The following is a 24,333-nucleotide window of genomic DNA, read 5'->3' as shown; positions in this document are numbered from 1 at the left end:
GACGTCCCCGCTTCTCCCCTTGGGGAGAAGGTGGCGCGCAGCGCCGGATGAGGGGTTCTTGAAGCGTCGGCGAGAAGATGAGAACCCCTCATCGCCTCGCTTTGCTCGGCACTTCTCCCCAAGGGGAGAAGCGGGAGACTGCGGCGGCCTTACGTCTCCGAAACCGCCGGTTCCTCGGGCTTCTCCTGTTTCGCAAGTCCCGTCAGTGCCCGCTGGTAGAACCAGCCGATGCCGATCAGCGCGAAGCCGAGGCCGGCGAAGGAGAGCGCGCGGTAGAGGCCTTCGAGATTGGACATGTCAATCAGGAAGACCTTGAGCACCGCGATCAGCACCAGAACGCCGGAAGCGATGCGCAGCGCCGTCGAGCGGAAGCGATAGCCCGCGACCAGCAGAGCCACGCCGAGCAGCAGCCAGACCACCGAATAGGTATAGAGTTCGGACTGCAGGAAGCCCTTCCAATCCGAGATGTCGGCGCCATGGTAGAAGCGGCGGACCGACAGCGTGACATAGGCGAAGAGCAGCGCTGCGCCCGAAAGCGCCAATGCAATCACGTAATGCTGCGGCCGGCGTCCGCGCGCCACGTAGGCAGCACCCCCATAGGTCGCGCCGGGCAGGAGATAGGCGAGGAACAGCAGGTTGAAGAACGGGATCTGGCCAGTCGTTTCCCCGGTGAAATAGGGATTGAGACCAAGAAAATGCGCGAGCAGGATCGAGGCCATCGAGATATAGCCGAGCGCCATGGAGCCGGTGCGGAAGATGATGCTCGGCCGGCGGAGGTCGAGCGTCATCAGCGTGACGGAAGCGCCGATCGCGAGCAGCGTGTAGATCGACTGCTCGGCGAGCGTCGGGGCATCGGAGGTCAGCACGCCGCCATTCATGGCGTGGCGGACGAGGATGGCTATGGTCAGCAGTGTGAACAGGCTGGCGAGTGCATCCATGACGTTCCTGATGCGGTCGTCGCCCTTGTTGCGGATCAGCCAGGCCGATGCGATCAGCAGCAGGGCCGGGATGCCGTAGCCGGCGAGAAGCTGGTTGAACACCGGCGTCTTGGAAAGCGCCTCAGTGCCAACGATGGTCGGTTCCCAGGCAATGCGGCCGGCGACAAAGATTGCCGAAGCCACCATCGCCCAGGGCAGAACAGGCCAATCCTTGGCGCGCTGCGCATTGAGATAGGCAAAGCCGAGGATGGCCGCGCCGATCGTGGTGGTGATGCCGTTGGTCATGACCAGCAGGGCGAAGACGAAGGCAGCCCATGAGGCACCCACCAGCAGGTCACGATTGGGGACGAAGCGGCCGTCGTTCTCCCGCTCGCCGTAGAAGTGCCAGGCGCCGCCAAGATAGAGCGCGCCGAGCAGGATAGCGTAAAGGCCGTGCTTCAGGTCGAACGCATAATTGCCGAAGAAGAAGAAACTGACCGTTGCGAGCAGGAGCGGCGTCGCACCACCAATGATGATCCAGGCGCGGGTGAATTCGGCATGCGAACTTCGCCTGAAATGGACGACCGTGAGCATGAGCACCGCCAGTAGCAGGCCGAGGCCCAGCGCGAGCCAGATCACCAGATTCGGATCGGTATAGGTGAAACTGTCGGCCGGCTGGAAACCGGGCGAAGCCGTCGCGATGGTGAGCACGCGAATGCCGCCGAATGCGCCCAGCGCCGCGAAAATCGCTGGATAGATCGCATAGGTGCGGAAGGCGCCGAAGAATGCCAGGCCGGCGATCAGGGCAGCAAAGCCGAGATAATAATAGCCGGTGCTGGACAGATCGGGGGCATTGAAGACCGTGGCGACGATCATGCCGCCGATGGCAGCGGTCAGCGTGCTGGCGAGGTGGCGCGGCAGGAAGACATGGCCCCAGGCCGATTTTACGCGCGGCGCTGCCGCGGGTAGCGGGCGGCCGGCCGAATCAAGGCGGATCTCGAGTTCTTCTTCTCGAACCTCAGGCTCCTCCGGTGCCACCCAATTGCCGGGCCAGATGAAGGCGAGGCCCGCGATCATGATGATCATCGGCAGGGCAACCGGCAGCACCTCGAACGGCGTCTCGGGGCGAGATGAAACAAGATAGAGGAATGCCCAGGCCGAAAGCCCGACATTGGCGATACCAGGCACGACGCGCCAGGACTGGATTTTCGAGGCGAGGATCGTGGCGATCCAGACCAGTGTCAGGAAGCCGAAGAGCGACCAGGGGCTTGGGCTCTTCGATGCCACCAGCAGCGGCGTGGTGAACGAGGCCAGCAGGCCCAGACCGGCAAGCGCCTGACCATAGAGCATGGACAGGCCGATGGTCATGAATGAGATCAGCGCCAGCAGGATGAAGGCCGTCGCAGGCCCGATAAAGCCATAGACACCATGCGCGACATAGACAGAGCCGAATAGAGTGAGCGTGCCGGCAGCGGTGAGCACACCAGGGATCATGGCGTTCTGGAACGCGTTCTCCACCAACGGCTTGGTCTGCCGACGAAGGAATTCGCCACCGGCAACCAGCAGCAGGCCGAAGAGAGCGGCAGCGGAAAGCCGCACTTCCGGGCTGAAAAAGCCCTGGTCGATCGAATATTTGATGGCGAAAATGCCGGCGAAGGCGAGCGCGATGCCGCCGACCCAGACGGTCCATTGCGCGGCAATGCGCGATTCCCAACTCGGCTTGGCGACGGCCGGCTTTGCCGGTTCGCTGATTGTCGGTTTCACGGGTTCGTCGGCTGCTTCCATCGACGCTGCGGGTTCCGGCACGTCTTCCGTGACCTGCTCAGGGGCCACTTCCATTGCGGCGACAGCGACCGCCTCGCTGCTGGCTTCGGGCGCGGCTTCCGGCAGTGCCGCTGTTTCATCGGTGCTGCTATCCGCTGCGGCGGGCCGCATCCCTTCGACACGCTTGAGTTCGAGCTTGAGGGCCGCGATCTCGGTTTCGAGCCTCGCACGGACGCCGCGCGCCGTCGACAGACCGACGATCGCCAGAACGATCGATATCAGTGAAAGTAGCTCGAACATTGAACGCTATGCCTTGTCCCCGCGCCCTGGGGCGCAAATCGATATTGCAGCGGAAGACGTTTCGCGGGCGGCTTTTATTTAGCGGCAGCGTTACGAAGCCCTGATTCGGTGAACGACCTTCCCTTCGAGGGACGATCATGAACCAGTTTGGGGGTGGCCACAATGATGCCTGGTTGGCTGGTGTGGTTCACCTCCTCTGTTCTGCCGGACATCTCCCCCTTGAGGGGACCGAAGCCATCGCACAATCCCAGGGACCATGGATACACTGAGTGAAAATCTCCTCACAACCCCCTGATATACGTCGCCAGCCTCTCGGCCGCGACGGCTACCTTGGCCGGATCGCGAAGGAAGCATGCCCGCAGGAACTGCGATCCACCCGCCCCGAATGCGGTGCCAGGTGCCAGCCCCACGGCGGTCTTGTCGACGATGTCGAAGGCCGCCGCGCGGGTGTCCTTGATGCCGTCGATCTTGAGGAAGGCGTAGAGCGCGCCGTCGGGTTTGAGCGTCTCGACACGGTTGGTGGCGATCAGCGCATCGCAGAGGATGTCGCGGGATTTGAGTGCCTTCTCGTAATTCTCGCGGATCAGGGCGTCACCGTGATCGAGTGCGGCGATGCCGCCGCGCTGCATGAATTCGGCGACGCCCGAGGTCGAATACTGCACCAGGTTCTCGATCACCTGGCCGAGTGCCGGCGGGGCGACGATCCAGCCGACTCGCCAGCCGGTCATCGACCAGTTCTTGGAGAAGGAATTGACGAACAGCACCCGGTCGGTCTCGTCCATCACGTCGAGGAAGGATGGCGCGCGGCCGCCGTTGAAATAATAGAGCGCGTAGATCTCATCGGCGATGATCCACAGGCCGTGCTCGCGGGCGAGGTCGAGGATCGCCTTGAGGTCGTCCAGCGTCGCCGTCCAGCCGGTGGGGTTGGAGGGCGAGTTGATGAAGATGGCCGAGGTCTTCGGCGTGATCGCAGCCTTCATGCGGTTGGCATCGAGGCTCCAGCGGCCCTCGGCGAATTCGAGCTCCACCGGCACCGGCGTTGCACCGGCCAAGCCCACGGCGGCGGCGAAATTCGGCCAGGCGGGGGAGAGGTAGACCGCCTCGTCGCCCGGCGCGCAGACGGCTTCGATCGACAGCTTGATTGCCTGCATGCCCGAGCCGACGACATAGAAGTGTTCCGGTGAAAGTGTCTTGCCGAAGTGGCGGGCATAGTAATCGGCGATCGCGCGGCGAAGATCCGGGATGCCTCTGTTATAGGTGTAGAAGGTATGGCCGGCGGCGAGCGAGGTGGCGGCCGCATCGCTGATGAACTTCGGCGTGGGCGTATCGCCTTCACCGGCCCAGAGCGGGATCAGGCCTTCGCGACCCCGGGCATGATTGAAGATTTCGACGATGCCGCTTTCCGGGGCGAGGCGGGCTTGCGGGCTGAGGGAGTCGATGAGGTTCATGGGCACCTTCCGGATGAGATGCGCCTTGATAGCCTGTTTTCGCAGGCAAATCGCATGACAATTGTTGAAGGGAGGTTCAGCTTTGCTGAAGCTCAAACCAGCGAGAAAATCCTCAGCGCATCATAGATGCCGGCGTGGATGTTGCGGCTCGCGATGGCGTCGCCGATGCGGACGAGGTCGAAGCGCCCGTCCGGATTCTTCGCCTGGATGGGACAGCGGCGGTTGATGAGGGCCTTGTAATCCACCGCGCCGAGGTTTTTCGAATGCGGCTTCAGGGCGTGATAGAGCTCGTCATTGGCAGAGGTCGCGTGTTCCACGACCACCTGTGCGACTCGGCGTTCCTGCCGTGAGGCGCGGTCGTAATCCGAGCCCAGCACGGCCACCAGCGCATTGCCGTCGCGGCGGACGGAGAGAAGGCGAGTGTTGATGGTGACACGGACATTGGGTTTCGCGAAGGCCTTGGCATAGGGCACGTGGTTCAAGCCACCGATCTCGGGCGCGAAGAAGCGTTCGGGGGAGACGAGTTCGAGCTCGATGCCCTGGTTGGCGATCAGTTCGGCGGCGGTCATGCCGGCATGCGCGCCGTTGTCGTCGAAGAGCAGGACGGGGCCTTCGGGCTTCACGGTGCCGGCGATGATATCCCAGCTCGAAGTGACGAGATGGTCGCCCTCGGTCAGCGCGGGGTTCAGCGGCATGCCGCCCGTGGCGATGACGACGAGATCGGCATCGCGGGAGAGTATGTCGTCCTCCTCGGCATAGGTGTTGAAGTGGATGGGGACACCCAGGCGTTCCAGCTCGGAGACACGCCAGTCGACGATGCCGATCATTTCCCTGCGGCGCGGGTTGCGGGCCAGAAGGTTGATCTGGCCGCCGGCTTCATCCATGGCTTCGAGCACTTCCACAGTATGGCCGCGTTCGGCGAGCACCCGGCCGGCCTCCAGTCCTGCGGGGCCGGCGCCGACGACGAGTGCCTTGCGCTTCGGGCCATCGGATTTGGGAATCACCTGCGGCACCAGGCCCTCGCGGCCGGTGGCGGCATTGTGGATGCACAGCGCCTCGCCGCCCTCGTAGATGCGGTCGAGACAGTAGGTGGCGCCGACGCAGGGGCGGATCTCGGCTTCACGGCCGGACATGATCTTGGCGACGATATGCGGGTCGGCGATATGCGCGCGGGTCATGCCGACCATGTCGAGCTTGCCCTCTGATATGGCGTGCCGCGCGGTCGCGACATCGGCGATGCGGGCGGCGTGGAAGACCGGGAATTTGGTTTCGGCACGGATTTCGCCGGCAAAATCGAGATGCGGCGCCGAGCGCATGCCCTGGATCGGGATGACGCCGGTGAGGTCGGCATCGTGGTCGATATGGCCCTTGATGACGTTGAGGAAATCAACCTTGCCGGATGCCACGAAACGCTTGGCGATCTCGACACCCTCGGCGCGTGAAAGGCCAATGTCCCAATCCTCGTCGCAGACCATGCGCAGGCCGACGATGAAATCCGGGCCGACGGATTTGCGCACGGCATCGATCACCATGTTGGAGAAACGCATGCGGTTGTCGAGCGAGCCGCCGTATTCGTCGTCGCGCTTGTTGGTGGCGGGCGACCAGAACTGGTCCATCAGGTGGCCATAGGCCTCGAACTCGATGCCATCGAGGCCGGCTTCCTGCATGCGGGCGGCGGCATCGGCATAGTCCTGCACGATACGCTCGATATCCCAATCCTCGATCGCCTTGGGAAAGGCGCGGTGGGCGGCTTCGCGGACGGGCGAGGGGGCCAGCACCGGCAGCCAGTCGCCCTTGTTCCAGCCGGTGCGGCGGCCGAGATGGGTGAGCTGGATCATCACGGCGCAGTCGTGCTCGTGACAGTCGTCAGCGAGCTTTTTGAGCCAGGGGACGATCTCGTCCTTGTAGGCGTAGAGGTTGCCGAAGGCCGGCGGCGAGTCGGAGGATACGCTCGCCGAACCCGCCGTCATCGTCATCGCGATGCCGCCCTTGGCTTTTTCGACATGATAGAGGCGGTAACGATCCTTGGGCAGGCCGTCCTCGGAATAATTCGGCTCATGCGCGGTCGACATGATGCGGTTCTTGAGGGTGAGGTGCTTGAGCCGGTAGGGCTGGAGGAGGGGGTCGTTGGACTGGGTCATATATGGGCTCAAGTTTTCAATGTTCTTCAGTGCGGCGCACCCCTCACCAAGCGCGCCCAGGCATTCGACTTTGTCTCATGCGGGCTTGCTATCCTCTCCCACAAGGGGAGAGGTAGGGCGTCGCACTCTCGGCCTTCAGTCGGGGCAAAGCTGGCGCAACGAGTTTACCTCTCCCCTTGTGGGAGAGGATACGCAGGCCGGGCGAGCTTTGCGAGCCCCTGGCCGAAGTTGGTGAGGGGTAATTTTCTCCCTCAATGCCACGCATCCGCAGCCGCGGCCTTCTTGCGGTTGATATAGTCCTGCAGCTCTTCGTCCACTGCAACATCAAGCGGCGGCGCCTCATACTCACCCAGCACCTTCTTCCACTTCTTGTTGGCCCGCGTCGCCATGTCGGTCGAGCCGCCCTCGTCGCTCCATTTCTCGAATGGCTCGTTGTCCGAGAGCTCCGAATCCCAAAACGCCGTCTGGTAGTTGCGGAGCGTGTGCTGGCTGCCGAGGAAATGGCTGCCGGGGCCGACCTCCTGGAAGGCGTCCATGGCCAGCGCATTGTCGTCGAACGGCACGCCCTTGAAATAGGAATGCAGCGCGCCACAGAAATCGGTGTCCATGACGAACTTCTCGTAGCTCATCGTCAGCAGGCCATCGATGAAGCCGGCGGAATGCAGGATGAAGTTGGCGCCGCAATGGACGGCCGACAGCATCGACATCACGCCTTCCTGCATCGCCTGCGCATCGGGCAGCTTCGAATTGGAGAAGTTGCCGGCGCAGCGGAGCGGCAGCTTCAGGCGCCGCGCCAGCTGGCCGATCACCATCGAACCTATCGCCGGTTCCGGCGTGCCGAAGGTAGGCGAGCCTGAGCGAAGCGACATCGACGACAGGAAGTTGCCGAAGATCACCGGCGCGCCCTTGCGCTCGAGCTGCGTCAGCGCGCAGCCGGCCAGCGTCTCGGCATAGCTCTGCGCGATGGCGCCGGCATTGGTGACCGGACCCATGGCGCCGCCGAGGATGAAGGGGACGATAACCGCGGCCTGGTTGGCGCGGGCATAGGCGCGCAGCGACTTGGTCATCGTGCCATCCCAGACGAGCGGCGAGTTGACATTGACATTGCCGAGGATGACGCAGTTCTTGTCGACGAAATCGCGGCCGAACAGGATGCGGGCGAGGTCGATGGATTCCTCGGCGCGGTTCTCGGCCGTGACGGAGCCCATGAAACAGCGGTCGGAATATTTGATGTGGCTGTAGACCATGTCGAGATGGCGCTTGTTGACCGGCAGGTCCACCGGCTCGCAGATCGTGCCGCCGGAATGGTGCAACCAGGGGCTCGATTGCGCGAGCTTGATCAGGTTCTGGAAGTCCTCGATCGTGCCGTAGCGGCGGCCCTTGTCGAGGTCGGCGACGAAAGGCGAGCCGTAAGCCGGCGCGAACACGACGTTCTTGCCGCCGATCTCGACACTGTTGGCGGGGTTGCGAGCGTGTTGCGTGAAGGTCGAGGGCGCGCTGGAAACGATTTCCTGCAGCATGCCGGGCTCGAAGGTGACCTTGAGGCCGTCGACCTTGGCGCCTGCGCGCTTCCAGTGCGCGATCACTTCGGGATCGTCACGGAACTCGATGCCGATTTCGGCCAGAATGCGCTCGGCGGTCTTCTCGACACGTAGGAGGCCCTCTTCTTCGAGGATATTGTAGGGAGGGATGTTTCTGATGATATAGGGCACGCCCGTCGGCTTGGCGGAGGGGTCGCGGCGCTTGCCGCGCTCGCGCCGGGGAGGGGCGTTGGTTGCGGGCACTTCGGCTTCGGCGACATCCATATCGATAAACTCCCTTGATGTTGACTTCAGGGTAGCGACGAATTCCTCCATTGTATCCTTCCAAAATTTCGAGGGAAGATATAAATTCTCCTTATGCAAAGCTTGAAGAGACTGCTCCCCTCCGCCTCCGCCCTCGTCGTCTTCGAAGCCGCCGGGCGGCACGAAAATTTTTCCCGCGCGGCGGAAGAGCTTTCAATGACGCAGGCTGCCGTCTCCTATGCGGTCCGCACGCTCGAAAGCCAGCTTGGCGTACCGCTGTTTCATCGCAGCCACCGGGCCGTCGCGCTGACCGAGACCGGCGCGCGTTTCCATGCCGACGTTTCGGCAGGGCTCGCCCGTATCCAGAAATCCGCCGAGCAGATCAGGGCCAAGGGCCGTGAGACGAATGTGACGCTTTCGGCGTCCTCCGCCTTCGGGTCGATGTGGGTGCTGCCGCGCATCCCGAAATTTCGCGAAGACCTGCCGGATATCGATCTCCGGATTCATGCCTCGGTGCGCGATCTCGAACTCGATGAGGAGGGCATTCCGCTCGGCATCCGAGGTGGCGATCCGGCCGCCTGGCCGAACTATCATGCAGCACTTCTGGCGCCCGAAGTGGTCAATGCGGTGGCGAGCCCAGCCTTCATCGAGAGCCACGGCATGCCGCAGACGTTTGCCGAGCTTGCACAACTGAGACTTATACATCTTGAGGAGCCGGCTCGCGTCGCCTGCGACTGGAAGGAATGGTTCGAAAGCGCCGGACACGACTATCGGCCGCAATCGCGGCTTCTGACGATCAACGACTATGTGCTGGTCATCCAGGCGGCGCTTGCGGGCGAAGGCGTGGCGCTCGGCTGGCAGCACCTGATCGAACGGCAGGTGGCGTCAGGCGCGCTGGTGCCGGTCAGCGATCATGTCTTCGAGACAGGCAGCGACTTCTACGTCGTCTGGCCGCGCTCCCGCGAACTGAGCACGCCGGCCCGCAAGGTGCGCGACTGGCTGCTGGCGCAAGGCGGGCGATGACCACGAAGATTGGGGGTCGCGTTGCACATCGATCGTCATTATATTGCCCGCATTCAGTCCGACCTATCCTCCAAGGTCCGGTTCCGGAGACAGTCATGTATTTCAGAAAATTCGTTCTTGGCGCTGCAACTGCTTTCGCGGTGATATCGACCGCTCATGCGGAGGACGCCATCGTTCCCAACGAGTTTGAACAGCAGCAGGCCCTGGGTGCCTGCGACGCCTATGGAACCGGATTCGTCAGGCTGCCGGGGACCAATACCTGCGCCAAGGTCAGCGGACAGGTCAGGTATGAGAAGTATTTTTCGGGTTCGGATAACAGCGGCGGCCGGACGACGCTGAATTTCGAGACGCGCAGCGACTGATCGCGGCGAAACGACACCTCCGATCAGCGCATTCTTCATGTCGTTCGGCCGGCTCCATGCTCGCTGAGGCGGACTCGCCCAATTTTCCGAGACTTGGCTGATCTCGCCCCCATACGCCCGAAAATACCTTCGATTCCTGCAATTATGACAGTCACCACGGGCTTGATTGTGACAGTGACATGACATTCATTGCGCAAATTAATAAAAAATGGAGGATCGCTTGTGAGCGACAAAATCAAGAAAATCTACGAAGCACTGCTCGAAGGCGCTGAAAGCGGACTGACCGACAAGGCGCTCTACAAGCATGTCGTGGATGAATGTCCGAAAGCGACAAGCAAGAAGATCGTCAAGGCCTCGCTGCTGGCGCTCAGCGATGATGAACTGAAGGACGCGCAGATCCTCAAGGTCATCTATGACCTCGCGATCAAGCACAGGCTGGACCCGGGTTCCACGGACGATGTCGAGGAGCCCGCGACCACCAAGATGCCCAAGCTCAAGAAGGGCCGTGCATCCAAGAAGCAGGAAGAGACGGTCGAAACTGCCGTCTGAGCAGAGACACCCGATTTGAAGGTTTAGCAAGCCGAGCGATCATTCGCCGAACTTGCTGCTCCATTTGCCGGCGACGACGCGGCCAACCTCGGTGTCGCCGGACTTGATCAGAACTATGCCGCCCTTGCCTTCATGCGCGACGACGCAGGCCGCCGCCATGCCGATGTCGATCTGTCGCTGGCGGTTGAGACCCATCCAGCGCCGCCATTCGGTCGTGATGACAAGGTCGTTTCTGTCCTGCCGGATTTCGCCGATCATGTTCTGGTTCTTGCTGACCGCAAGCAGGATCTGCTCATTGCGGCAGGTTGCGTCCCCGGCGGTATGGGCCATGCGATTGCTGAGTATGTAAAACGTCACTACCCAGAAGATAGCGACGACAGCTCCGATCACGATGAATGCGCGCAATGGTGTAATGTCCCCGATTACGCAATCATTTAGGTGTGCGCATCACTTCCTGCAAGTGTATCGAGGAGGGATCAGGCGTCTTCGGACTCGGAGGCCTCGACGGGTTCGTAGTCGAGATACTTCTCGCTGAGATAGGCGAGCGTCTTTTCCGTATCGACGGGCCGGCCGTAGAAATAGCCCTGGCCCATGCCGCAGCCCAGCGCCTTGAGCTTCAGTGCCTCGGCGAAATCCTCGATGCCTTCGGCGACGACTTCGAGATTGAGGCCCTCGCACATGGTGATGATCGCCTTGACGATGTGCTCGGAGGCGCTGTCGGTGGTGATGCGCGAGACGAAGGCGCGGTCGATCTTGACCTTGTCGAAGGTGAAGTCGCGCAGACGCGACAGGCTCGACTGGCCGGTGCCGAAATCGTCGAGCGAGATACGGATGCCGCTGGCGCGCAGTTCGGAGATGATCCGGTGAGCGGTATCCGGGTCGGTCATCATCGCGGTCTCGGTGATTTCGAGTTCCAGCCGCGAAATATCCAGTCCGGTGCGGTTGATGATCGAGACGATGTTCGGCGTCGTCGAGGGATCGATCAGCTGCGCCGAGGACAGGTTGAACGACAGGAAGAGTTCCTTCGGCCAAGACAATGCCGCTTCGGCCGCCTTGCGCAGTAGCGTTTCCGACAGCGCATCGATAAAGCCGCGCTCTTCGGCGAGCGGCACGAATGTGCTGGGCGAGACGAAGCCGAGATCCTTGTCGATCCACCGTGCCAAGGCCTCGAAGCCGACCACCTGGTCGTTTGCGAGATTGACGATCGGCTGGAAATGGACATCGACCTCATTGGCGATGATGGCGTTGCGCAATGCCTGTTCGAGCTGGGTGGCGCGCTTCATCTGCTCGGCGATCTCGGTCGAGTAGACGGTGATCTGGCCGCGCCCGCGGCGCTTGGAACGATAGAGCGCGGTCTCGGCGCTCTTGATCAGGTCCTCATAAGCCTCGCCGGCGAAGGGATGGATGGCAAAGCCGAACGATGCCGAAAGCCGCACATTGCGGTCGCCTAGATCATAAGGGGCGGAGAGCACTTCCTTCAGCATCATGCCGATCTTCTCGGCGCTGCGGCGCTCGAAGATCAGCGGCAGCAGGAAGGCGAATTCGTCGCCCTCGTAGCGAATAACTGTCGCGCCGTCCGGAATGCACGCCTTCAGGCGATGCGCGACCTGGCAGAGAATCTGGTCGCCGGCCGAGGGGCCGAAGAGATCGTTGATCGGCTTGAATCCATCGAGATTGGCAATGCCGACGGTGAAGGGCGCGGGATCGGCCGAGCGTTCGGCGATCAGCTGGCGCAGCTTGTCCTTGAGGCGGTAACGATTGCCGAGCCCGGTCAACGGATCGGTATAGGCCATCGCCTGAAGCTCGTTCTGGCTTGCCGGCAACGTTTCCGGAATTGAGCCGGTCATGTCCGATCGTCCTGACTGCATTGAAATCCCCGATTTCGACACTGATGCGAAACCGTTAAGAATTGACTTTCGAAACGTGCGAATTTCCGCAGGGCCTTCGGATGCGATGCGCGTGATCCGATCATCATGCCGCGGGCCTGCTTCGAGCTGCGGCAATCACGGGATCGGGGATGCGATGCTCGCGGATGATGATATCCAGCGCATCCGGGCTGAGCGGCTTGGCGATGCAATCGACCAGGCCGGCGGCTGCGCATTTTTCGCGGTTCCCCTCATTGTCGGCGGGCATCAGGCCGATGACCGGCAACGCGGCATTCGACCGCCGCAGGGCGCCTGCCAGTTCGTCGATGTCCATGTCGGGGAGCGTCAGGTCGGCGAGCACCAGCCGGGGCCTGGCGATGGCCGCAGCCGCAATCGCCTCGCGGCCTGAGCCAACGGTGGTGAAGCGGAGTTCGAGGCTTTCGAGGATCTGTTCGAGCGCCATGCGGTTGACGGGATTATCCTCCACCGCGAGCACATCCAGCCGGTCGTCCGGTTCGACCTTACCGCGCGGGGCGGAAACGACCGGAGGCTGGGTGGCCGTAGAGGCAGCGCCGGTGGGAGCGCGCCGTGGATTTTTCTGTTCGCGTGCTTCGAGGCTGCGCAGGATTTCGGCGAGCGCAGTGGCGTCTTCCGACCCCGGCGGGATCATCCTGAAATCGAACCCGGCATTGGCGACGATGTTGAAGGCCGAGGGTGAAAAGTCGCCATCGATCAGCACGAAATCGATCGCTACGCCCGCAGCATTCGCAGCAGGGACGAAGGAGGCGAATTCCTGCTCGTCGCGAATGAGGCAGAGCTCCACGTCATGCGCCGCAAGCCCCAGCGTCAGGCCATGGCCGGTATAGTGGCCGCCGATGAGATAGAGAACCTTGCGGGAGCCAGTGGGGCGTCTGGCTTCTTCGAGAGCGGGTGGGGCGAGAGGTGCTGCTGGGCCGGCGACTGCTCGGGGCACTGGCCGGGCTTCCGAGGCTTTCTCAGCCGTGCGGTGCCCGACGGCCTGCGCGAGGCTCATCGAGATGAAGTGATTGCCGGGACGGCCGACGCGCCGGGCATGCCGCTCGATGGTGACGGCGCTGCCGTCGCTGCGCTTGACAGTGACCTGGTCGGTCTGGGCGTGACCGTTCGAAAGCAGTTGCCAGTCCGCCTGCTCCATGCGGCCCGCGAGTTCCGCATCGACGATATCCCAGCTATTGCGACCCAGTATGCTATCGGCGGGAAGCTGTGCGAGTTCGGCGAATTGCTGGTTGACGGCGACGAAATGGAGATTGCGATCCTTGACCGCGACGGCGACAGGCAAGGTATCGAGGATTTCCTCGGTGAGCTTGACGCGCTCCTGCTCGATGCGCAGCAGGTTTTCCTTCTTCTTTTGCTCCGAGACATCCTGCATGACGACGAAGCCGAGGCCCGAGGAGAACCGGCGGCTGACGATACGGACCCAGCGGTCCGGGCCTGCCTGCTCGATCGTATCGACGCGTTCCTTCCAGGCGATGGCGGTGCGTTCGGCGATCCATTCGTCGCGCGTCCTGCCGCCCTGCTTGCCGGATTGGCCGAAGCGGCAGCCGGCATCGAACAGCGAGCCGTAGAGGTCGCGCGCGCGGCTGCCCGGCTCGATCGCGGTCTGCCGGATGGGATAGAAATGCAGCAGCCGGATGCTGGCGAAGGTCACCTGGTCGAGCTTGTCGGTGACAAAGATCGCCGCTCCCAAAGCCTCGCAAAAGACTTCAAGCAGATTGCACTGCATGATGGCGTCGAAAGACGCGGCATCGTTCATCTCGGGCTCCGCCCAGCGGTATCAGGGAAATGTCATGCTGGCGGCACACTGAAGCGGGAGAGCGGCGGCGCCCGGACGGCCAGCATTTTGCCCGGGTCCGCGAGGGGGCCCCGAGCCCGTTCCCCGCCGTCATTTCAGTGGATCGCAGATTGTCATGACAGTGATTAATTCTGATTTAAATTTCGCGCAATTCTCGGAAAAATAAGTACTATTTTTATCGAAACGCAAATTTCGCGCGCTCTATTCAGCCGCTTCCTTGCGCGGCTTGATCAGCGGTTCGGGCTGCATCGGCGCGCTGATCATCAGTTCGCGACCGGCGGAAATGCCTTCGACCGCCTGAAGCTGCAAGCGGGCTTCGTCGCGCTTGCGGATGTCGTCGGCGATCGCCATCGCGTCGATCTCGTCCATGCCGAGACCTTCGAGCGTCTTTCGACCGAAATAGAGGGCCGATTCGATGGTTTCGCGGATCTCGAATTCCACGCCCTTCTGCCTGAGATCCAGCGTGTGGACGCGGTCGTAGGAGCGGGCATAGATCCGGGCTTCGGGATAATTGGATTGCAGCAGATCGACAATCTGGTCGGTGATCTCGCGCTTGTTGGTGCAAACGGCGATGATCTTTGCCTTTTCTATGCCGGCCGAGACCAGCACGTCCTTGCGGGTGCCATCGCCGAAATAGATGCGGAAGCCGAAGCGCGAGGCCTGGCGGATGCGGTCGGCGGAATGATCGATGACGGTGACCGAGCGGCCACCCGCGAGCAGGATCTGCGCGGCGATCTGGCCGAAGCGGGAAAAGCCGATCATGAAGACTTCGGCGCCTTCGGCACCTTCGAAATCCTCATCCATTTCCTCCGGCGCTTCCTCTCGGATCAGGAACTTCGGCAGCACCGAGACAACGGGCGTCAGCGCCATTGTCAGGGTCACGATCGCCACCAGCAGCGAGGCCGTGGGACCGGAAAAGACACCTGCGGCTGCGGCCGTCGTGAACAGCACGAAGCCGAACTCGCCGCCCTGGCCCAGCAGGAAGGCCTGCTGCAGCGCATCGCGCTTGCTGGAGCCGGCCACCCGGCAAAGGAGGTAGATGATGCCGCTCTTCATCGCCATGACGACAGGCACGGCGATCAGGATCGTCAGCCAGTTCTCGGCCACGACGGTAAGCTGAAGCGACAGGCCGACGGCCATGAAGAACAGGCCAAGCAGGATGCCGCGGAAGGGCTCGATATCGGCTTCGAGCTCATGGCGATAGGAGGATTCGGCCAGCATCAGGCCGGCGAGGAAGGCGCCCATGGCCATGGAGAAGCCGGCGATTTCCATGACCGTCGCAGCACCCAGCACGACGAACAGCGCGGCGGCGATCATCGCTTCTCGTGCGCCGGTGCGGCCGATGATCTGGAACAGAGGCGTCAGGAGATAGCGGCCGGCAAGCAGCAGGCCGACGACGGCGCCGACCGAAATGCCCACGCCCTGCCAGCTGAAGCTGGTCGTCCGCTCGGCGCCGGGTGCGAGGAAGGCGGTCAGCGCCAGCAACGGCACGATGGCGAGATCCTGGAACAGCAGGATCGAGAAGGCGCGCTGCCCATAGGCCGTGTTCATGTCGGCGCGGTCTTCGAGGATCTGGATCGCGAAGGCGGTCGAGGACAGCGCTAGGCCGAAACCGGCGACGATCGATCCCTGCCAGGTGAGCAGGCCCGAATAGAAGGCGAGTGCGGAGAGCAGCGCGCCGGTCAGCACGACCTGAGCGGTGCCGAGGCCGAAAATATCGCGGCGCATCTGCCAGAGCCGCGATGGCTTGAGTTCGAGGCCGATGATAAACAGCAGGAACACCACGCCGAGTTCGGCCACCGAGAGGATTTCCTCGCCGTCCGCGATCAGCCGTCCGATCGGGCCGATGACGATGCCCGCCGCGAGATAGCCGAGAACCGTGCCGAGCCCGAGTCGCTTGAAAAGGGGGGCTGCGATGACGGCGCCGCCAAGCAGAAGAATCGCCTCGTTGAAAAGCGCGTGGGGTGAAGACATGCAGTATTCCGATTCATGGCCCGAGGATCGGGCCTTCAATGAATAGTGAGTGCGACCAATCAATAACTAGTGTGACCCTTGATGATTTTGCAAGCGCACAATAAATGAGAGGCAACAGAAAGGCCTGTCATGCAACAGCCCATTGATTCCCAAAATCCCCTCACCCGCGCCGAAGAACTCGTCGATCTCGCCAAGAAGGCTGGTGCGACCGATGCCGATGCGGTGATCGTGCGATCCCGGTCGCGATCGGTTTCCGTGCGGCTCGGCAAGGTAGAGGGCGTCGATGCCTCCGAAAGCGACGATTTCTCGCTCAGGGTCTTCATCGGCAGCCGCGTCGCAAGCGTGTCGGCCAATCCGGGCTTTGACGCCCAGACGCTGGTCGAGCGCGCGGTGGCGATGGCCAAGGCCTCGCCCGAGGATCCCTTCGCCTGCCTCGCCGATGATGCGGACCTCTCCAAGGACCATCCCGATCTCGGCATGCTCGACCTGACCGAAGTGAGTTCCGCCGAGCTTACCGATGCGGCGCTTGAAGCCGAGGCGGCGGCACTTGCCGTGCCCGGCGTCACGAATTCCGCAGGCTCGGGCGCATCGACTTCGATGGGCGGGCTTGTGCTGGTCACCTCGCGCGGCTTTTCGGGTTCCTACATGGCAACGCGCTTCGGCCGTGGCGTCTCGGTGATTGCCGGCGAAGGCACCACGATGGAGCGGGACTATGAAGGCGACTCCCGCGTGCGTTATGCCGATCTCGATGCGGCGGCCGAACTCGGACGCAAGGCCGCCGAACGCGCGGTCAAGAAGCTCAATCCGCGCAAGGCCGATACCGGCACGGGCCTCACCGTGATCTACGATCCGCGCGTTGCGCGCGGGCTGGTGTCGCATATCGCGTCGGCCATCAATGGCGCGGCGATCGTGCGCAAGACATCCTTCCTGATGGACATGATGGGCAAGCAGATCCTGCGCAAGGGCCTCACCGTCACGGACGATCCGAAGATATTCCGGGGCAGTGCCTCGCGTCCCTTCGATGGCGAGGGTGTCTCGGGCGAAAAGCTGCTGATGGTCGAGGACGGCGTGCTGCAGACATGGTTCCTCGCGACTTCGCAGGCCCGCGAACTGGGCCTCAAGACCAATGGCCGTGGTGTGCGCGGCGGCACCAGCGTGTCGCCATCTTCCAGCAATATGGCGCTGGAGCCGGGCGATATCGCGCCGGAGGACATGATCAAGTCGGTGAAATCCGGCTTCTACGTGATGGAGATGATCGGCCATGGCGCCAATCTCGTCACCGGCGAATATTCGCGTGGTGCTGCGGGCTTCTGGATCGAGAACGGCGAACTCACCTATCCGGTCTCGGAAGTCACCATCGCCGGCAACATGAAGGACATGTTCCTGTCGATGACCCCCGCCAACGATATCGACCGCACCTATTCGACCGCGTCTCCGACCGTGATGATCGAGAACATGACGCTTGCCGGCCGATGATTGAAGCACAGCCAAACGCGACTGGCCAAACCGACCTCGATCTCCTCATCGAGGCTTCGATCGCGGCCGGCCGCGAGGCGCTGAAATTTTTCCGCAACGATGTGAAGATATGGTGGAAGAACGAGGGGTCGTCGCCCGTCACCGCCGCCGACCACGCGGCCAATGACATCCTGCACGCCATGCTTCGCGCGGCGCGGCCGGATTATGGCTGGCTCTCGGAGGAAACCGACGACGACGCGGCGCGGCTGGCGCAGCCACGCGTCTTCATCGTCGATCCGATCGATGGCACCCGCGCCTTCATGAACGGGCTCGATACATGGTGCGTCAGCGCCGCCGTGACCGAGAACGGCAAGACGATCGCCGGCGTGCTTTACGCGCCCTCGCTCGATGAGCTCTATATTGCCGATGCGACCGGACGGGTCGAGAAGAACGGCGTGTCGCTCAGCATTGCGTCCCGATCGGGGCCGGTGCGGGTGAGTGCCGCCGACGACATGATCAAGCGCTTCACGCAGCCCTTCGGTAATATCGAACGCATTTCCAAGATTCCCTCGCTGGCCTACCGCCTCGCCATGGTCGCGGACGGCAGGCTCGATGCGACGATCGTCAAGCCCAATGCCCATGACTGGGACCTCGCGGCGGCCGACCTGATCCTCACCAATGCCGGTGGCGGCGTGTGCGATATGCAGGGCGAGCCGCTGGTCTATAACTCTCCCACGGCGCGGCATGGCATCCTGTTTGCCGCGCGCAAGGATTTGCTGGGCTCCATACTGGCGAATGCCTAACCGCCGCCCCCGGAGATCCCTTGAATTCGCGCCCGTTATCCAGCCATGATGGGAACTGGAGCGGCAGGGTGCGGTGAGTCTACTGGAACCTACGCGGTTGCATCATCCTGACGCGGCTCCGCAAGCCGCAATGCCGCATCCGCGCCCACTGTCAACATGCGAGCCGATAGTTCTGGCCCGTCCATAATGCGGGCAAGCTGAAGCGTGCCGATAAGAGTTGCGCACATCGCCATCGCGGTATCCTCGGGTTTGCCGGTTTGCGGCGGCAGCGCCGATACCAGCTGGCGGACGAGAGTCAGGAAGTGCTCCGTATAGACCTGGCGCGCCTCGGCTGGCTGACGCGCGAGCTCCGGCAGAAGCGCCGCAAACGAGCAGCCATGTGCCGGGTCGTCGCGATGCTCGGTCGACAAGTAGGTCGCCACGGCCGCTCCCAATCCGCCAGCGGCAATGGCTTCTCCTACCTGTTTCGACAGTTCTTCGAGCGCCGCCGCCACGGTTTCACGCACCAGCTCCGCCTTGGAGTCGAAATGGGCGTAGAAGGCCCCGTTGGTCAGTCCGGCGTCACTCATGACGCTCGCCAAACCGGACGCGGCGATACCGTCACAGCGAAAACGCTCGCTTGCGACCTTCATGATTTGGCGACGCGATGCGTCCTTCCGACCTTTTTCGTAGCGCATGATTCGTTTTAGGGCTTTTCAGATGGAATTACGAGTGTTATATAATATTACGATCATAATTTAAAGAATGAAATCATCGGATCGCGATTGGAGAATTGAATGAGCGAAAATTCGCTACGAACCGCTGTTGTGACGGGCGCCTCTTCGGGCATCGGCCGCGCCAGCGCCGAGGCGCTGGCGCAAGCGGGATTCAAGGTCTTCGGGACAAGCCGCCGGCCGAGCAGTGGCGGTCCGGACGGCGTTTCGATGCTGATCTGCGATGTCACCGATGAAGCCTCGGTCAATTTCCTCGTCGAAACCGTGCTGTCGAAGACCGGCCGGATCGACATTCTCGTCAACAATGCCGGCCTCGGCCTCATTGGCGGCGCTGAAGAATCCTCGGCGAGGCAGGCGCAGATCATGTTCGACGTCAACGTGTTTGGCGTGATCCGGATGACGAATGCGGTGCTTCCGCATATGCGAAAGCAGCGGAACGGCCGGATCATCAATATCAGTTCCGTCCTGGGATTCATTCCCGCGCCCTTCTCGGCGCTCTACGCATCCACCAAGCACGCGCTCGAGGGCTACACCGAGTCGCTGGACCACGAACTGCGCGAGCATGCCCTCCGCGCCATCCTCATCGAACCGGCCTATACCAGGACAGCTTTCGACCAGAATGCCGTGTCTCCGGACCGGCCGATGGCCGCCTATGAAACGGCGCGCCAGAATGCGGCCACCATTATCCAGGAGGCGATGAGGACAGCGGACGAACCTCGGGCGGTGGCGGACATCGTTGTGAAGGCCGCAACCGCGGTGGTGCCCAAAAAGCGCTACACGGTTGGCAAGCTCGCCTCTCAGTTGAGCCTGTTGAGGCGCTTTGTCCCGGCCTTCGCTTTCGACAAGAGCCTGCGCAAGCAATTGGGTCTCGATCGGGTGTGATGAACATGCGCGTGCCCCTCAGGAAAATTCATATGAAAACAACGGCTCTCTGCGCGATGGCGTTACTCGCCGCCGGCTGTGCCAGGCAGCCCGACCAGATCGCGGCAACGCCGGTTGCGACGGATCGCTATCTGCAAATGTCCTGCGCCGAACTTCTGGCAAGCCGGACGGGCAGGCAGACCGCCCAAGTTCGCCTGGAGCAAGCCCAACACGAGGCCGCCGAACACGACAAGGCCGCGATGAGTGTCATTCATGTCCCTGTCGCGTCGATGACCGGCCAGGACAGGGAAGACGAGGTCGCGCGCGGCAAGGGCGAACTCGTGGCGGTCGATGCAACAATCCAGTCCAAGGGCTGCGGGTGACTCATTCACCGCCGTCCGGATCAAACCCCAACAAGCAACAATCGAACTCCCGGAGATAAGACAATGCTGACTTTCAAACATGCCGGCGTGCTTGCGATCGCCTTGGCCGCAACACTCATGTCTTCCACCGCGCGGGCGGACAACACTTCGCCCGTCGGCGTGTGGAAGAACATCGACGATGTCAGTGGCAAGCCGAGAGCGCTGATCCGCATTACCGAAACCAACGGAACCCTGCGGGGTACGGTTGTAAAAGTCTTCCCCGGCCCGGATGAAGACCAGAATCCGAAATGTGGTGAATGCGAGGGCGCGCGCAAGGATGCGCCGATCGTCGGCCTGCAAATTCTGTCCGGGCTGAAAAAGGATGGTGACGAATATACCGGCGGCGAGATTCTCGACCCTGAAAACGGCGAGGTCTACAGCAGCAATCTGCACCTCATCGATGGCGGCAGGAAACTCAGCGTGCGCGGCTATATCGGCGTATCACTGCTGGGCCGCTCGCAGACCTGGATACGTCAGTAACAGGATACCGCACCACCAGAAAACTGGTGGTGCACTTCATGCAATCAGCAGGATCGGAAAGAAAAATACCATGCACGAGAACCTGACATGAAAGCCTTCTTCATCGATCGCTACGGCAAGAACAGCGGCGCACGGATCGGCGAGAGACCGGACCCGGAACTGCGGGACAATGACGTTCTGGTCCAGGTCCACGCTGCCGGCCTGAATCCGCTCGATTCGAAGATCAGGGATGGCGAGTTCAAACTCATCCTGCCTTATCGTCTGCCGCTCGTTCTGGGCCATGAAGCGGCTGGTGTTGTCGTGCGGGTCGGTCCCAAAGTGACGCGGTTCAAGCCCGGCGACGAGGTCTATGCCCGGCCGGATAAGAATCGCATCGGCACTTTCGCGGAACTGATCTCCATGAATGAGACCGACGTGGCGATCAAGCCCAGGGATCTCAGCATGGAAGAAGCGGCTTCGATCCCGCTCGTCGGCTTGACCGCCTGGCAAGCACTGGTCGAGAAAGCCAACCTGAAGAAGGGACAGAAAGTCCTGATCCATGCCGGCTCCGGCGGCGTCGGAACATTTGCGATCCAGCTGGCGAAGCATATCGGCGCAACGGTCGCGACGACGACGAGTACCGCCAATGTCGATCTGGTGAGGCGCCTCGGCGCCGATGTCGTCATCGATTACAAGACACAAGATTTCGAGAAAATCCTCAGTGGCTACGACGTTGTCCTCAACAGTCTCGGCAAGGACACGCTCGAAAAATCCCTTCGTGTGCTGAAACCCGGCGGCAAGCTGATCTCGATCTCCGGCCCGCCCGATCCCGATTTTGCCAGGGAACTGGGGGCGAATTGGTTCCTGCGAACGGTCATGCGCCTCTTGAGCTACGGCATCAGGAAGAAGGCGAAACGCCATGGCGTGCGCTATTCATTCCTGTTCATGCGCGCGCAGGGCGACCAATTGCGCGAGATCACCACGCTGATCGATTCCGGTGCCATACGGCCGGTCGTGGATCGGATCTTTCCATTCGCATTGACCGGGGAAGCTCTCACGTACGTCGACACAGGGCGCGCAAAAGGCAAGGTGGTCGTCAAGATGAGGTGACAAGCTGCGCAACGCGAGCCGGACCGACCGTTAATCACAGGCGATTGGGGGGCGGCGACCACACGGCCCTTGAGCGATTGACGTTTCCGGGATATTGCCGCAATCCAGTGGTCAGATTTGACCAAATGGAAAAAGCAAGAAAAACACCAAGGCGGACCCGATGAGCGGATCAGACAAGCCCAAGCAACTTCTTCATCTCGTTTTCGGCGGTGAACTCGAGAAACTGACCGGCAGCGAATTCAAGAACCTTGACGAGCTCGACATCGTCGGAATCTTCCCCGATTACGCCTCGGCGCATGTCGCCTGGAAGGCCAAGGCGCAGCAGACCGTCGACAACGCCCATATGCGCTATTTCATCGTGCACATGCACAAGCTGCTCGATCCGACCTCGGGCGCGAAATAGATGTTCGTCCGGCTAGAGGCGCTCGCCCGATGAAGAGCCTGCGCGCCCGTGCGGCGCTTGCGGCCTATCGCGGGCTGGGCGTTGCAGCCTATCCCGCGATCAGTGCCTTCGTGCTGCTGCGCGCCGCGCGCGGCAAGGAGGAGCGGGCGCGGAAATCCGAACGCTATGGCTATTCCAGCGCGGCCCGGCCCGAAGGCCCGCTGATCTGGGTGCATGCGGCAAGCGTCGGCGAGACCAATGCCATGGTGCCGCTGATCAAGGAAATCGCCCGCCGCGGCATCACGGTGCTCCTGACGACCGGCACCGTGACATCGGCGACCATCGCCCGCTCGCGGCTGCACAATGATGTGATCCACCAATATGTGCCGCTCGATCTCAAGCCCGTCGTGCGGCGGTTCCTCGAATACTGGCAACCGGACCTGGCGCTGTTTGCCGAATCCGAGATCTGGCCGGCGACGATCATCGAACTGGGCAAGCGGCATATTCCGCAGATCCTGGTCAATGCCAGACTGTCGGACAGGTCCTTCCGCCGCTGGTCGTCCTTTCCCCGCATCGCCTCGGCGCTGTTCGAGAACATGTCGCTGGTCATCGCGCAATCCGAGCTCGACGCTGCCCGCTTTCAGGAACTCGGCGCGCTGCCGGTGCTGATATCGGGCAACATGAAAGCCGACAGCGACATGCCGGCCGCCGACCCGCTGACATTGGCGCGAACCAAATCGCAGATCGGCAACCGCAGCACATGGGCGGCGATTTCGACCTTCGACGGCGAGGAGAAGGCCGCCGCCCAGGTGCACAAGGCGCTCAAATCGCGGCTCGATCTCGTCACCATCATCGTGCCGCGCCATCCCGAGCGCTGCGACGAGATCGAGGAAATGCTGGTGGCCGAGGGCCTGATTGTCGCGCGCCGTAGCCGCAATGACGCTGTCATGGCCGACACCGACATCTATCTCGGTGATACGATCGGCGAGATGAGCCTCTACCTGCAACTCACCGAGATCGCCTTTGTCGGCCGGTCGCTTACCGCGTCGGGCGGCCAGAACCCGCTCGAGCCCGCCATGATGGGCTGTGCGGTGCTGTCGGGCGGACAGGTGGGCAATTTCCGCGAAAGCTACCAGACGTTGGCGCGCAACGGTTCGGCCCGCATGGTGCGCGACACCGAGATGTTGGCCAAGGGCGTCTACTACCTGATCACCAACGAGAGCGCTCGGCACGCGATGATCGATGCAGGTTTGCAGACCGTGCATCAGATGCGGGGGGCACTGACCGCGACGCTTCGCGGGCTCGAACCCTATGTCAATCCGCTCACCATGAAGGCCCGGCTGATGCCCCGCAACGGCGCGCTGACCGGCAAATAGAAAGCAATCCCGTGAAGATCTCCGGCATTCTCTTCGACAAGGACGGCACGCTGCTCGACTACGACAAGAGCTGGGCGCCGGTGAACCGCCGCTGCGCGCTCTACGCCGCCGATGGAGACGTGGAATTGGGCGATCACCTGCTGCGCACCTGCGGCATGGATCCGGAAACCGGCGAGACTGTTGCCGATAGCCTGTTTGCCGCCGCCGCCCCAAGCGAGATCGCCGCCGGCATGATCGCGGCTGGCTCCAAGCATGAGGTGGTCGAACTGACCAGGCATCTCGATCGCTTCTTCCTCGAAGGTGCATCAACATCGGTGCCTGTCGCCAATCTGCAGGCGCTTTTTCTCAAGCTCAAGGAGCGTGGGTTGAAGCTCGGCATCGCCTCATCGGACAACGAGGCCTCCATCCGTTCGATGGCGGAATACCAGCGCATACTGCCCCTGCTCGACTATATCGCCGGCTATGACAGCGGCCATGGCGTCAAGCCCAATCCCGGCATGATCGAGGGGTTCTCGCGCGAATGCGGTATGCCGGCGAGCGAGATCGCCATGGTCGGCGACAATACCCATGACCTGCATATGGCGCGCAATGCCCAGGCGGGTCTCGCGATCGGCGTGCTGACGGGGACCGGCACGCCCGCCTCGCTTTCTCCCTTCGCCGATCATGTCCTCGGCAGTATAGAAGAGCTCGGCGCGCTGCTCGATAGTATTTCCGCGCCCGAACCCGTCTGATTCAACCCTTGCATTATCCGGGGTTTTAGCGTTTCTTCGCCGCAATTCTGGTTTTGGGGCCGG

The 24,333-nt window shown here is 62.2% G+C and carries 21 protein-coding genes; 12 read left to right on the top strand and 9 right to left on the bottom strand.

Features of this window, described 5'->3' with window-relative positions; all coding sequences use genetic code 11:
• Positions 1 to 149: 149 nt before the first annotated feature.
• From ACSQ26_RS18330 to ACSQ26_RS18315, 4 genes are all read right to left on the bottom strand, one after another.
• Positions 150 to 2,981 (bottom strand): DUF2339 domain-containing protein, encoded by a 2,832-nt coding sequence (locus ACSQ26_RS18330; RefSeq protein WP_436011320.1) that lies wholly within the window; start codon positions 2,979 to 2,981, stop codon positions 150 to 152.
• Positions 2,982 to 3,262: 281 nt separating this feature from the next.
• Positions 3,263 to 4,429 carry a pyridoxal phosphate-dependent aminotransferase gene (locus tag ACSQ26_RS18325; protein ID WP_436011318.1) on the bottom strand — a complete coding sequence of 389 codons (1,167 nt, stop codon included), beginning with the start codon at positions 4,427 to 4,429 and terminating at the stop codon, positions 3,263 to 3,265.
• 92 nt (positions 4,430 to 4,521) lie between these two features.
• The gene (locus tag ACSQ26_RS18320) at positions 4,522 to 6,570 is read right to left on the bottom strand and encodes an NAD(P)-binding protein (RefSeq protein WP_436011316.1); all 2,049 of its coding nucleotides are present in this window, start codon (positions 6,568 to 6,570) and stop codon (positions 4,522 to 4,524) included.
• Between the two features lie 251 nt (positions 6,571 to 6,821).
• Positions 6,822 to 8,375, bottom strand: a complete 1,554-nt coding sequence (locus tag ACSQ26_RS18315; RefSeq protein ID WP_436011314.1) for a trimethylamine methyltransferase family protein — start codon at positions 8,373 to 8,375, stop codon at positions 6,822 to 6,824.
• Positions 8,376 to 8,468: 93 nt separating this feature from the next.
• Here ACSQ26_RS18315 and ACSQ26_RS18310 point away from each other — a divergent pair, with 93 nt between their 5' ends.
• The 3 genes from ACSQ26_RS18310 to ACSQ26_RS18300 all read left to right on the top strand — a co-directional run bounded on the left by ACSQ26_RS18310 (position 8,469) and on the right by ACSQ26_RS18300 (position 10,288).
• Positions 8,469 to 9,377, top strand: a complete 909-nt coding sequence (locus tag ACSQ26_RS18310; RefSeq protein WP_436011312.1) for a LysR substrate-binding domain-containing protein — start codon at positions 8,469 to 8,471, stop codon at positions 9,375 to 9,377.
• A gap of 95 nt (positions 9,378 to 9,472) precedes the next feature.
• Positions 9,473 to 9,739 carry a porin gene (locus ACSQ26_RS18305; RefSeq protein WP_436011310.1) on the top strand — a complete coding sequence of 89 codons (267 nt, stop codon included), beginning with the start codon at positions 9,473 to 9,475 and terminating at the stop codon, positions 9,737 to 9,739.
• A gap of 222 nt (positions 9,740 to 9,961) precedes the next feature.
• Positions 9,962 to 10,288: a hypothetical protein gene (locus ACSQ26_RS18300; RefSeq protein ID WP_436011308.1), complete on the top strand. Its 327-nt coding sequence runs from the start codon at positions 9,962 to 9,964 to the stop codon at positions 10,286 to 10,288.
• A gap of 39 nt (positions 10,289 to 10,327) precedes the next feature.
• Here the strand turns inward: ACSQ26_RS18300 and ACSQ26_RS18295 are convergent, their stop codons facing one another.
• The 4 genes from ACSQ26_RS18295 to ACSQ26_RS18280 all read right to left on the bottom strand — a co-directional run bounded on the left by ACSQ26_RS18295 (position 10,328) and on the right by ACSQ26_RS18280 (position 15,958).
• On the bottom strand, positions 10,328 to 10,693 hold the full coding sequence (locus ACSQ26_RS18295) for a hypothetical protein (protein WP_436011306.1): 366 nt from the start codon (positions 10,691 to 10,693) through the stop codon (positions 10,328 to 10,330).
• A 71-nt stretch (positions 10,694 to 10,764) separates the two neighbouring features.
• Positions 10,765 to 12,135: a putative bifunctional diguanylate cyclase/phosphodiesterase gene (locus ACSQ26_RS18290; protein ID WP_436011304.1), complete on the bottom strand. Its 1,371-nt coding sequence runs from the start codon at positions 12,133 to 12,135 to the stop codon at positions 10,765 to 10,767.
• 124 nt (positions 12,136 to 12,259) lie between these two features.
• Positions 12,260 to 13,945, bottom strand: a complete 1,686-nt coding sequence (locus ACSQ26_RS18285; RefSeq protein ID WP_436011302.1) for a response regulator — start codon at positions 13,943 to 13,945, stop codon at positions 12,260 to 12,262.
• 240 nt (positions 13,946 to 14,185) lie between these two features.
• Complete coding sequence (locus ACSQ26_RS18280) at positions 14,186 to 15,958, bottom strand: monovalent cation:proton antiporter-2 (CPA2) family protein (protein ID WP_436011300.1); 1,773 nt, start codon at positions 15,956 to 15,958, stop codon at positions 14,186 to 14,188.
• Between the two features lie 129 nt (positions 15,959 to 16,087).
• Between ACSQ26_RS18280 and ACSQ26_RS18275 the strand changes: the two genes are divergently transcribed.
• Together ACSQ26_RS18275 and ACSQ26_RS18270 are read left to right on the top strand one after the other, a co-directional pair.
• The gene (locus ACSQ26_RS18275; RefSeq protein WP_436011298.1) at positions 16,088 to 17,434 is read left to right on the top strand and encodes a TldD/PmbA family protein; all 1,347 of its coding nucleotides are present in this window, start codon (positions 16,088 to 16,090) and stop codon (positions 17,432 to 17,434) included.
• Complete coding sequence (locus ACSQ26_RS18270; RefSeq protein WP_436011296.1) at positions 17,431 to 18,216, top strand: 3'(2'),5'-bisphosphate nucleotidase CysQ; 786 nt, start codon at positions 17,431 to 17,433, stop codon at positions 18,214 to 18,216. Before ACSQ26_RS18275 ends, ACSQ26_RS18270 begins: the two co-directional genes overlap by 4 nt.
• An 89-nt stretch (positions 18,217 to 18,305) precedes the next feature.
• Here the strand turns inward: ACSQ26_RS18270 and ACSQ26_RS18265 are convergent, their stop codons facing one another.
• Complete coding sequence (locus ACSQ26_RS18265) at positions 18,306 to 18,893, bottom strand: TetR/AcrR family transcriptional regulator (RefSeq protein ID WP_436011294.1); 588 nt, start codon at positions 18,891 to 18,893, stop codon at positions 18,306 to 18,308.
• A 99-nt stretch (positions 18,894 to 18,992) separates the two neighbouring features.
• Between ACSQ26_RS18265 and ACSQ26_RS18260 the strand changes: the two genes are divergently transcribed.
• From ACSQ26_RS18260 to ACSQ26_RS18230, 7 genes are all read left to right on the top strand, one after another.
• Entirely contained in the window at positions 18,993 to 19,811 is an 819-nt protein-coding gene (locus ACSQ26_RS18260; RefSeq protein ID WP_436011292.1) for an oxidoreductase, read from the top strand.
• A 32-nt stretch (positions 19,812 to 19,843) separates the two neighbouring features.
• Positions 19,844 to 20,173, top strand: a complete 330-nt coding sequence (locus tag ACSQ26_RS18255) for a hypothetical protein (RefSeq protein WP_436011290.1) — start codon at positions 19,844 to 19,846, stop codon at positions 20,171 to 20,173.
• A gap of 63 nt (positions 20,174 to 20,236) precedes the next feature.
• On the top strand, positions 20,237 to 20,692 hold the full coding sequence (locus ACSQ26_RS18250; protein WP_436011288.1) for a DUF2147 domain-containing protein: 456 nt from the start codon (positions 20,237 to 20,239) through the stop codon (positions 20,690 to 20,692).
• A gap of 87 nt (positions 20,693 to 20,779) precedes the next feature.
• Entirely contained in the window at positions 20,780 to 21,781 is a 1,002-nt protein-coding gene (locus tag ACSQ26_RS18245; RefSeq protein ID WP_436011286.1) for an NADP-dependent oxidoreductase, read from the top strand.
• A gap of 160 nt (positions 21,782 to 21,941) precedes the next feature.
• Positions 21,942 to 22,184: a DUF4170 domain-containing protein gene (locus tag ACSQ26_RS18240; protein ID WP_436011284.1), complete on the top strand. Its 243-nt coding sequence runs from the start codon at positions 21,942 to 21,944 to the stop codon at positions 22,182 to 22,184.
• Between the two features lie 29 nt (positions 22,185 to 22,213).
• Complete coding sequence (gene waaA, locus ACSQ26_RS18235; RefSeq protein WP_436011282.1) at positions 22,214 to 23,539, top strand: lipid IV(A) 3-deoxy-D-manno-octulosonic acid transferase; 1,326 nt, start codon at positions 22,214 to 22,216, stop codon at positions 23,537 to 23,539.
• A gap of 11 nt (positions 23,540 to 23,550) precedes the next feature.
• Positions 23,551 to 24,270, top strand: coding sequence for an HAD family hydrolase (locus ACSQ26_RS18230; protein ID WP_436011280.1), 720 nt, complete (start codon positions 23,551 to 23,553; stop codon positions 24,268 to 24,270).
• Positions 24,271 to 24,333: the final 63 nt, after the last annotated feature.

It is taken from the genome of Rhizobium sp. LjRoot254 (genome assembly GCF_964254105.1).
Taxonomy (GTDB): domain Bacteria; phylum Pseudomonadota; class Alphaproteobacteria; order Rhizobiales; family Rhizobiaceae; genus Rhizobium_E.
The sequence above is the reverse complement of the archived record's forward strand: the minus strand, read 5'-3'. Positions and strand labels throughout refer to the sequence as shown.

What these genes read in the sequence shown, in the direction of transcription:
- ACSQ26_RS18330 (WP_436011320.1), bottom strand. Translation starts at nt 2,981, where the DNA reads ATGTTCGAGCTACTTTCACTGATATCGATCGTTCTGGCGATCGTCGGT.
- ACSQ26_RS18325 (WP_436011318.1), bottom strand. Translation starts at nt 4,429, where the DNA reads ATGAACCTCATCGACTCCCTCAGCCCGCAAGCCCGCCTCGCCCCGGAA.
- ACSQ26_RS18320 (WP_436011316.1), bottom strand. Translation starts at nt 6,570, where the DNA reads ATGACCCAGTCCAACGACCCCCTCCTCCAGCCCTACCGGCTCAAGCAC.
- ACSQ26_RS18315 (WP_436011314.1), bottom strand. Translation starts at nt 8,375, where the DNA reads ATGGATGTCGCCGAAGCCGAAGTGCCCGCAACCAACGCCCCTCCCCGG.
- ACSQ26_RS18310 (WP_436011312.1), top strand. Translation starts at nt 8,469, where the DNA reads ATGCAAAGCTTGAAGAGACTGCTCCCCTCCGCCTCCGCCCTCGTCGTC.
- ACSQ26_RS18305 (WP_436011310.1), top strand. Translation starts at nt 9,473, where the DNA reads ATGTATTTCAGAAAATTCGTTCTTGGCGCTGCAACTGCTTTCGCGGTG.
- ACSQ26_RS18290 (WP_436011304.1), bottom strand. Translation starts at nt 12,135, where the DNA reads ATGACCGGCTCAATTCCGGAAACGTTGCCGGCAAGCCAGAACGAGCTT.
- ACSQ26_RS18285 (WP_436011302.1), bottom strand. Translation starts at nt 13,945, where the DNA reads ATGAACGATGCCGCGTCTTTCGACGCCATCATGCAGTGCAATCTGCTT.
- ACSQ26_RS18280 (WP_436011300.1), bottom strand. Translation starts at nt 15,958, where the DNA reads ATGTCTTCACCCCACGCGCTTTTCAACGAGGCGATTCTTCTGCTTGGC.
- ACSQ26_RS18275 (WP_436011298.1), top strand. Translation starts at nt 16,088, where the DNA reads ATGCAACAGCCCATTGATTCCCAAAATCCCCTCACCCGCGCCGAAGAA.
- ACSQ26_RS18270 (WP_436011296.1), top strand. Translation starts at nt 17,431, where the DNA reads ATGATTGAAGCACAGCCAAACGCGACTGGCCAAACCGACCTCGATCTC.
- ACSQ26_RS18265 (WP_436011294.1), bottom strand. Translation starts at nt 18,893, where the DNA reads ATGCGCTACGAAAAAGGTCGGAAGGACGCATCGCGTCGCCAAATCATG.
- ACSQ26_RS18260 (WP_436011292.1), top strand. Translation starts at nt 18,993, where the DNA reads ATGAGCGAAAATTCGCTACGAACCGCTGTTGTGACGGGCGCCTCTTCG.
- ACSQ26_RS18255 (WP_436011290.1), top strand. Translation starts at nt 19,844, where the DNA reads ATGAAAACAACGGCTCTCTGCGCGATGGCGTTACTCGCCGCCGGCTGT.
- ACSQ26_RS18250 (WP_436011288.1), top strand. Translation starts at nt 20,237, where the DNA reads ATGCTGACTTTCAAACATGCCGGCGTGCTTGCGATCGCCTTGGCCGCA.
- ACSQ26_RS18245 (WP_436011286.1), top strand. Translation starts at nt 20,780, where the DNA reads ATGAAAGCCTTCTTCATCGATCGCTACGGCAAGAACAGCGGCGCACGG.
- ACSQ26_RS18240 (WP_436011284.1), top strand. Translation starts at nt 21,942, where the DNA reads ATGAGCGGATCAGACAAGCCCAAGCAACTTCTTCATCTCGTTTTCGGC.
- waaA (WP_436011282.1), top strand. Translation starts at nt 22,214, where the DNA reads ATGAAGAGCCTGCGCGCCCGTGCGGCGCTTGCGGCCTATCGCGGGCTG.